The 7,886-nt window shown below is 52.9% G+C and carries 5 protein-coding genes and 2 pseudogenes; 2 read left to right on the top strand and 5 right to left on the bottom strand.

Annotated elements, in window-relative coordinates; genetic code table 11:
- Together FBQ85_25340 and FBQ85_25345 are read right to left on the bottom strand one after the other, a co-directional pair.
- Nucleotides 1–475 (bottom strand): annotated as a pseudogene (locus FBQ85_25340) (beta-galactosidase).
- Between the two features lie 243 nt (nucleotides 476–718).
- Nucleotides 719–1,669: pseudogene (locus FBQ85_25345) on the bottom strand (beta-galactosidase).
- 98 nt (nucleotides 1,670–1,767) lie between these two features.
- On the opposite strand from FBQ85_25345, the gene FBQ85_25350 reads away from it, so the two are divergent.
- On the top strand, nucleotides 1,768–2,607 hold the full coding sequence (locus FBQ85_25350; GenBank protein MDL1878457.1) for a DUF1670 domain-containing protein: 840 nt from the start codon (nucleotides 1,768–1,770) through the stop codon (nucleotides 2,605–2,607).
- Nucleotides 2,600–3,508, top strand: a complete 909-nt coding sequence (locus FBQ85_25355; protein MDL1878458.1) for a DUF1670 domain-containing protein — start codon at nucleotides 2,600–2,602, stop codon at nucleotides 3,506–3,508. The genes FBQ85_25350 and FBQ85_25355 overlap by 8 nt, the downstream gene beginning before the upstream one ends.
- A gap of 130 nt (nucleotides 3,509–3,638) precedes the next feature.
- Here the strand turns inward: FBQ85_25355 and FBQ85_25360 are convergent, their stop codons facing one another.
- The 3 genes from FBQ85_25360 to FBQ85_25370 all read right to left on the bottom strand — a co-directional run bounded on the left by FBQ85_25360 (nucleotide 3,639) and on the right by FBQ85_25370 (nucleotide 7,472).
- Nucleotides 3,639–5,372, bottom strand: a complete 1,734-nt coding sequence (locus tag FBQ85_25360) for a T9SS type A sorting domain-containing protein (protein ID MDL1878459.1) — start codon at nucleotides 5,370–5,372, stop codon at nucleotides 3,639–3,641.
- Nucleotides 5,373–5,490: 118 nt separating this feature from the next.
- The gene (locus FBQ85_25365; protein ID MDL1878460.1) at nucleotides 5,491–6,012 is read right to left on the bottom strand and encodes a T9SS type A sorting domain-containing protein; all 522 of its coding nucleotides are present in this window, start codon (nucleotides 6,010–6,012) and stop codon (nucleotides 5,491–5,493) included.
- Nucleotides 5,898–7,472: a hypothetical protein gene (locus FBQ85_25370; GenBank protein MDL1878461.1), complete on the bottom strand. Its 1,575-nt coding sequence runs from the start codon at nucleotides 7,470–7,472 to the stop codon at nucleotides 5,898–5,900. The genes FBQ85_25365 and FBQ85_25370 overlap by 115 nt, the downstream gene beginning before the upstream one ends.
- Between the last annotated feature and the right edge of the window lie 414 nt (nucleotides 7,473–7,886).

The raw sequence follows: 7,886 nt of genomic DNA on the forward strand, positions 1-7,886 counted from the left end.
GACAATTCCGGTCGCGTCGAACGAGCGCGCGCAAGTCTTGTTCATGCCAATCCGGAAAGATTAGGTGAAAGTCGAGCGGCGTCTTATTCCGTTCCCACACATCGAAGGCCTCGTCCATCACCAGAAAACCCATGCGGTCCGTCAATTCGAGCAACTCGGGAGCAGGCGGGTTATGTGCCGTGCGAATCGCGTTGCAGCCCATCTCTCGGAGAATCTCAAGCTGGCGCTCGGCTGCACGCGTGTTGAACGCCGCACCCAAGGCGCCGAGGTCGTGATGCTGGTTGACGCCTTTGATCTTGATGAGCTCGCCATTGACGAATATGCCGGAGTCCGGTTCGAAACGCAGTGAGCGGATGCCGAAGTGGGTTTCGTATAGATCGATTGGTTTGTCATTCCGTAATAAGGTAGTCACCGCCACGTAGCGATTGGGAATCTGCGTGGGCGGCGGTCCCCACAGGCTGGGATTTTTGAGCGTAACGGAGCCTTCGACTTTAGTTCTCTTTCCCGCCCCAACCTGCGTTTTCAAGGTTGCGAAAGTAGCAACCGCCTCGCCTGCCTTGTTTGTAGTAATGTATTCAGGCATCGAACCCTGTGGAGGGAACGAACTGCGCGGATCACTTGAGACTCTTGTTTGTTCCGCACGCTCGGCGCCTGCCCCGCTCCGCCGTTCCTTAGTTTTTAGGATGCGGGGCGGAGAAGGCGCAACTACGAACTTGTTACCATCTGCATTCAAAGCGAAGATTTGTGTAACCGCCGTGACGGTAGCGTCATCCTTCGAGTCGTTGTCGATAGTGACTTCCAGATTGATCGTTGCGGAAGCCTTGGAAACCTCGCGCGTCGTCACAAAAGTGCCCCATTGCCCAACATGAACGGGATTGGTCTTTGTCAACCAGACGTTGCGGTAGATGCCGCCACCAGGATACCAGCGCGCGGAGTGATTAGGATTGTCCAAGCGGATGGCCAGTTGGTTTTCACTACCGGGTACGATGTAGGGCGTGAGATCGACGCGCCATGAGGCGTAACCGAATGGCCAACCGCCTACTAAATTTCCGTTCAACCAAACCATAGCGTAAGACATCGCACCGTCCACCTCGAGGAAGATGGATTTGCCGGCATCGGACGCCAGAATGTCGAGCTTCTTGCGGTACCAGGCCACGCCGTGACTCGGCAAGCGCCCCATGCCACCGCCGACTTCGGCGTCTTGTCCCTCAAAAAAAGACCCCTTGATCGCCCAGTCATGCGGCAGATTCACGCGCTCCCAGGAACTGTCATCAAAATTACTTTGCACAAAAGGGAAATCGCCGCCGGGATTGCCTGCGGGACGGACATAGCGCCTGGCCGGGTCTTTGATGAAATCATTGCCGGTCGGCATGATCCAGGGCTTGAGCATTTTCTGGGTCGTTTCGACCTCCACTGCCTCTGTTGGTTTGGCATCGGCAGGTTTATCATCCTTATTGTTTTTGACCTCCGGACGCACATCGTAGATCAGCTCGTCTGCTTTTGCCATCGAATCATACTTATAGAAGCGCCAATCTTCATTAATAGAAATGCGCTGCCGATGGACATTGTCGGCGCCGGTCGCCGCGGTTTGCGCAAGTTGCGGTATCCACGCAAGCAGAACGAGAATGATGCTTTTTACTGAGCTTGTTTTGTGCTCGAGCCGCGACATGATCATTCCAGCGCTTATTTAAAGTTTGTATCATATGACCATAGGAGCAGCTATCTTTCTGTTGAATCTACACTAACAATCCAGAAAGGAGCATTCTTATGGCTGATCCACAAGGTTCCTATGGCATCTTGCGATTGAAATCTAAAGATGCCCGCGCCGCCATTGTCCAAAAGCTCGCCGCGGATTTCAACCTCACTCCCATCATCGCGGAAGCGTTTTATCAGCAATTCGCCCTCTACTTTCAGGAACATGCCAATGTCACGCTTTCCACCGGCGAGATCGCTTACGAAGCTGTCGCCAGCCATGAGCCGGCCGGCAAGCACATTCGCATGACCCGCAAAGTGACCACACGGCTCAAGCTCATCGACCTCAACTCTGATCTGGAAGCGCTCGCCAACTATGGTCTCGCCGGTTTGCGCCGCCACCGTCTCGCACGTCTCTCACGACAAGCCTATGAGCAAGGCGGCCTGTTGAGCTTCGAAGACTTGGCCATGTTGCTCACCACCAGTCCCGCAACCGTGCGCCGCGACGTGCAGCAGCTGCGCCGCCAAGGCCTCTTCATCATGACGCGCGGCACCAAGCACGACATGGGGCCGGGCCTCTCCCACAAAACCATCATCCTCGATCTGTACTTCAAAGGTTACACCTTCTCCGAGATCGAGCGCCAAACCAATCACAGCGAAGTCAGCGTTAAACGCTATCTCGCCGACTTCATTCAAATCGCCACGCTGCACCGTCAGAAGTTTTCTCCGCAACAGATTCGCCTGATCGCCAAACGTTCCGATCGCCTCGTGCGCGAATACCTACAACTCTATCAAACTTACCAGCAGCAAGATAATCAACGCTTGCACGATCTCTTAACGCCCACGGAACCCGGTGCGGCGGCGAAAAAAAAATCTCCACCTCAACAAAGCCGAGGAGGTGATTCCCATGAGTAAGCCCTTGACCAAAGAACAAATTCAACTCAAGAAATTTCGCCGGCTCAAAGACAAGAGTTTACAACAACTTCTGCTCTATCGCTTCCTGCATCATTACGGCTACGACAAGGGCGAAGTCACCGCGCGCGCCATCATTGATGACATTCTCAAACTCATCGACGATTATTTCTTGGTCACCACGCTCGATGACGATCTGCATCACATTCACTACGGTCAACTCGTGTGGATGGCGGTGCCGGTCGAGGAATATCCGCAGCGCGGTAAAACCATTGCCGCCACGCGCATGAAACCCATCGTGCTCTCCTTCGTCACCGACGATATCGCCCACATCGCGCATGGCTTCGATTCCAAAACCCTGCGCAAGAAACGGCTCGTGCGCTGGGTTGAGCAAGCGTTCGATCAGGGCGCGTTGCTCACCCAACTCGATCTCGCCATCTTGCTGGGGTTATGCGATGCGGTGGTGAGCAAGTACGTCAACGAGATTCAAAAAGACGGCAAGAAACTTTTGCCCACGCGCGGCAACATTCACGATCTCTCCGGTGCCATTACCCACAAACGCGAGATCATCACGCTTTATCTCGAAGGCCATCTCACGCCCGACATCGCGCTGAAGACCTATCACTCCAACGAAGCCGTGGATCGCTACATTCGCGATTATCATCGTGTCGAGATGGTGTGGCAGCACGGCATCACCGATCTCGAAAAGATCTCACAGCTCGCGCAACTTTCCAAGCGCGTGGTGCAGCAGTATATCGATCTCTTGCCCGAGAAAGTGCGCCGCTCAACCACGGTCAAAGAACAAACCGATAAATCGCTTGACTCAAATCCGCAAAGTGATAGATTGCGCATGTCCGGTGAAACACAAGCGGGCAACGCTGGCGAGCGACCCGCCCAGGGATAACCGGACCCCGAAGCATGGTGGAGGACACCCGAGAACGGAGGTCCTCCCTTTAATACCAAGCATGCTTTGGGAAAATGCCTGATAAACGCAAACCTACTAATCCCTTAGACCATCCTCTGGTCATTTGATACTATTTCAATACCATGAGTTTCCTTGTCATCATCAAGCGGTCCGTCTTCAAACGATACAGATAAACACCGCTCGCCAGCCCGCGGCCGTCAAATGGAGCAACGTGATTCCCCGCAAGCTGGATGCCTTCAAATAGCGTCGCCACTTCCTCGCCGCGAGAATTATAAACCTTCAGTGAAATGTAACCGTCATGCGGAAGCGAATAATTGATCTGGGTCGTTGGATTAAATGGATTCGGATAATTTTGACTGAGTGCAAATACTTCCGGATGATGCCCATTATCCTCTCTGACGCCGGTGATAATCTTCACCAAACCTGCAATCGCAGCCGTCAAACTATTCCTGGCGTTGCCCAGCGCATCGGCTGCCGATACGGCAGGCGAATAGTTCTGAGCCATGGCGCTTTTTGCCGAAGCCAGTGCCGCCGCAAAATTTGCCCACGAGCCGGCGGTATATTCATTCTCTTTCAAAGTATCGGCGTGCGCAATGAGCGAGTCCAAGGCGTTATAATTGAGGCCGACATTCACTGCGGCAAAAAACGCGGGCTTGCATTGATAGCGATCGTCCCAGAGCGAGGCATTGCGAACGAAGGCGTATTGGTCATTCAGACCATCTTTGGAGACACTGACAATTTTTCCGCGTCCCGACCGGAAGCTCCGTTCGACAAAACATTTGAAGAGCATGGCGTATTGATTGGCCTGCGTCGTCAAAATCGCCGGCGTCGGCGTGCCGCTGCCGGGGTTCACGTCCAACTCGGTTACCGCCATTTCTGTGCAAATTGGGTCGAATTTATTATAGGAAGCAATCCACTGCGCGGCAGTTGGCGAGTTAAGCCCGTCGTGATCCTGCATGCCGATACCATCCAAGTATCCGGCTTGAAAAATCGGGGTACAAATCCGCACAATGCCGTTTGCTTTGGCAGGATTATGGGTATTGTAGTCGTTGTAATAAAGTTTGATTTGTGTTTCGCCGTAATGAACCGTCCATTTGCGGGTGAACTCGAAGGCTTTCATCAAATAGCTGTTATCGCCGAAGGTGACGTACCACTCGCTGTCCGTGGTGCGGTCGGCGCCGTTGTCGTTGACGGCTTCGTTCACCACATCCATTGCGGTGAGCAACCCCGGCCAGCCTTCGTGCAGTAATCGAATGACTTCTTTGATATAATTATCCATGCGCGCGGTCATTTTTTCTTTGCTCAACCGCGCGCCGCCATTGGAGTAGCCGGAACGAAAGAAGGCTGTGCCGGGCGTCTGGCTATGCCACACCAATGTATGCCCGCGAAAGGTGAAGCCCTGTCGCTTCGCCCAGTTGAGTTGCGCAATCAAATTTCCATTAAATCTGACTACCGGGTTTACGTCAACGGAATCGCGTGCCGCGCCGGGAGAGGCCGCATTATAGGCCACGGCGCTGGCCGCAATGTCAACGGTGTATTGCGGCTTCATGTTATTGCCGGGCGACATGCTGTTCATGTGGAACTTGATCAAGTTCCCGCCTTGGGGGGCAACGACTGCTGATTGGCCCGGCACCGGCGGGTCGTCCGGAAAACCGACATGAGGATATGAGAGCAGGCAGCCGATGTAAAAATCATTCGCATAGACATTTTTAAGTGGGGGGACATTGGTCTGCACCGTATCCGTTTGGGCATATACATGAGCGGAAAACAGCAGGAGCAGAGTATAAGCAGGAAGCCAACGGCACGTTACTTTTTCAAAATGATTCAGGTTCTTTTTCATCATTATTCCATTCAAAAAAACGCCGCATGAATACACCCTGAAAAAAACAGCCTGTCCCGGGACGACGGACAGGCTGCCTTTTTACTCATGAACAGGATTACAGCATGAAAAACCAGCAAGGTCACTTCAAGAGCATCAATTTCTTGACACTCACAAAATCTCCAGAGGTCAGCTTGTAGTAGTAAATACCGGAACCGAGATTCGAGGCGTTGAACTCAATCTTGTGATAGCCGGCTTTGAAATTGCCCGCTGTCAAGTTTTTGACAACTCGACCCGAAAGGTCATAGACTGTGAGTTTCACCTCGCCGTTTTTCGGCAACCCAAACTCGATCGTAGTCGTTGGATTGAACGGATTGGGATAGTTTTGGTTCAAAACGTAATCCGTCGGGATCTCTTCACCGTGTGTTTCCTGGACGCTGGTTGGAACGTCAATAGGATCTCCCTTGTCAATATAAACATCAACCACATTCAGTGCTGTGGTCGTGTTGCCAGCGCTGAGTGCAAAAGCCACGGAGTTGAATTTGTTCGTTACCAACGGGGCGTGATTGTCATCGAATGCGCCATAGAACGCATAGCTCTTGTCCTCTTTTTCGATGATAAACCGCACATCGTTGGTTCCAGATGCTTTCGGCTGAATCGAGATTTTGAAATTACATAGTTACTAGCGCCGTCGGTATTGTACCACGTGCCGTTCACGACAGCGCCCGAAGTACCGGACAGGCTTCCGGCCCAAGTCGCCGGCGGGTTGTTGCCACTCGGCGGTACAAACAGATAGCCGCTATGAGCCCTGGCCGTTCCTGACCAACGGGTGGAATCGCCATTGTCCGGCGTAGCGTCTGTGATTACAGAGCCGGCGCTGTCGCTATGAAAGATACCGAAACGGAAGCTGTTAGCTGCTTCGAAACCACCGCCGACAAATTCAATGCTGCCGCTCACCAGCAACGCATTTCCTGCGCCAGCCAAGGGCGTGAGCGCATCAAATCCGGTGCGCAATGCGGCCAAGCCAGTGTTCGGAGCATTGCCTCCCATGCCAGCGTTGCCCGTCACGTCTCCTGCTTCGAAACTCCAACCGCCTATTTGTCCGCCACTGAAGCCCCAAGCATCAGCATAGAACGCCTCAAACGGAGCCACCGGCACTTCAATCGGATCAGTAAGGTCAACCTGAACGTCAAGGACGTTAAATTGAGTGACTTCACCACCACTGAACCAAAAAGCAATACCATTGAATTTATCCGTTAGGGCTGGAGCCATAACAGTACCGCCAAACCAGTAGCTGTTATCCTCTTTAACCAGATACCATCTCACTTCGTTTGTCGTGTCATTGATCGCCTGAACCGAAATCGCCCAGTTATAAGTCCCCACGGATATCTCCGCATTGCGAGGCGCCTGGTTGACCACTGGGCCTATAATACCGCCGTTATTGCTAAACGTACTCGCCCAGTTGCCATTGTTTACGCCCCAGACCGAACCGCTTCCGCCAGCTCCATTCGCCTGCACACCGGTGCCGCTTCTTGGCGTAAACTCGTAGCCGTAATGATGATTTTGAGCAGCACCAGTACGAACATGTGCCCATTGCGCTGAATCTGTGTATTGATACCTCAGCGTCAGGCTATCCATATAAGTTAGTGCATAACGAAGCGGTGTATAGACGCTTCCCATACCGCCGCCAACATATTCCAGTTGACCCCAAACCACAAGGGCTTCTTCTGACGGAATAGTAACATCCTGGCCAAAGCCGCCGCGCAACGACGCACCATTGGTTCCCGCGGGCATCGGCTGGACGCCGGCTATGCTGGCATTGCCAACAGGCGTGTTTTCATCATTCAGCATACCATGCGGCCAGGCGTTTCCAAATCCCTCGGTTGTTCTACCCCATTGATCAAGGTAGTATGCTTCAAACGGTGCTGCCGGAACAGTGATCGGAGCGCCATAATCGACCTGAGTGGCAAGTACATTGACTTCGGTCCAGTCGCCGGTATTGACGTTGAAGTTAATCGCGTTGAGTTGATGCGTTACCGCCGGACCAGCGATAACACCGCCAAACCAGTACTTGGTATCTTGCTCAATCAGATACCATCTGATTTCGTTGGTCGTATCATTCACGGCATGAACTGAAATGGCCCACTTGTAGGTTCCCGGGATCATTTGGGCATTACGTGGAGCTTGAAGTATGGTCGCCAGTGCCGGCCCACCATTGCTGTTGGTACTGTTCCAGTTGCCATTATTAAGGACACCGACTGTACCACTGCCCCAAGCGCCATTGGCTTGCCATTATTAAGGACACCGACTGTACCACTGCCCCAAGCGCCATTGGCTACGACACCTGCACCTGTTCTTGGGCACCAAATATAGCCGGAGCCAGGTGCTCTTATCCAGCGAGCAGAGTCGGTTAACGCGTACTGAAGAGTGTCATTCGGGTGATAAGCCAGGGCAAAACGAAGCGGATTATAGGAACTTTCTCCACCAAGGGTACCAACCAATTCGAGTTCACCGCTCACAATCAGCGCTTCATTTGTC

It is taken from the genome of Cytophagia bacterium CHB2 (genome assembly GCA_030263535.1).
In the GTDB taxonomy this organism is placed as follows: domain Bacteria; phylum Zhuqueibacterota; class Zhuqueibacteria; order Zhuqueibacterales; family Zhuqueibacteraceae; genus Coneutiohabitans.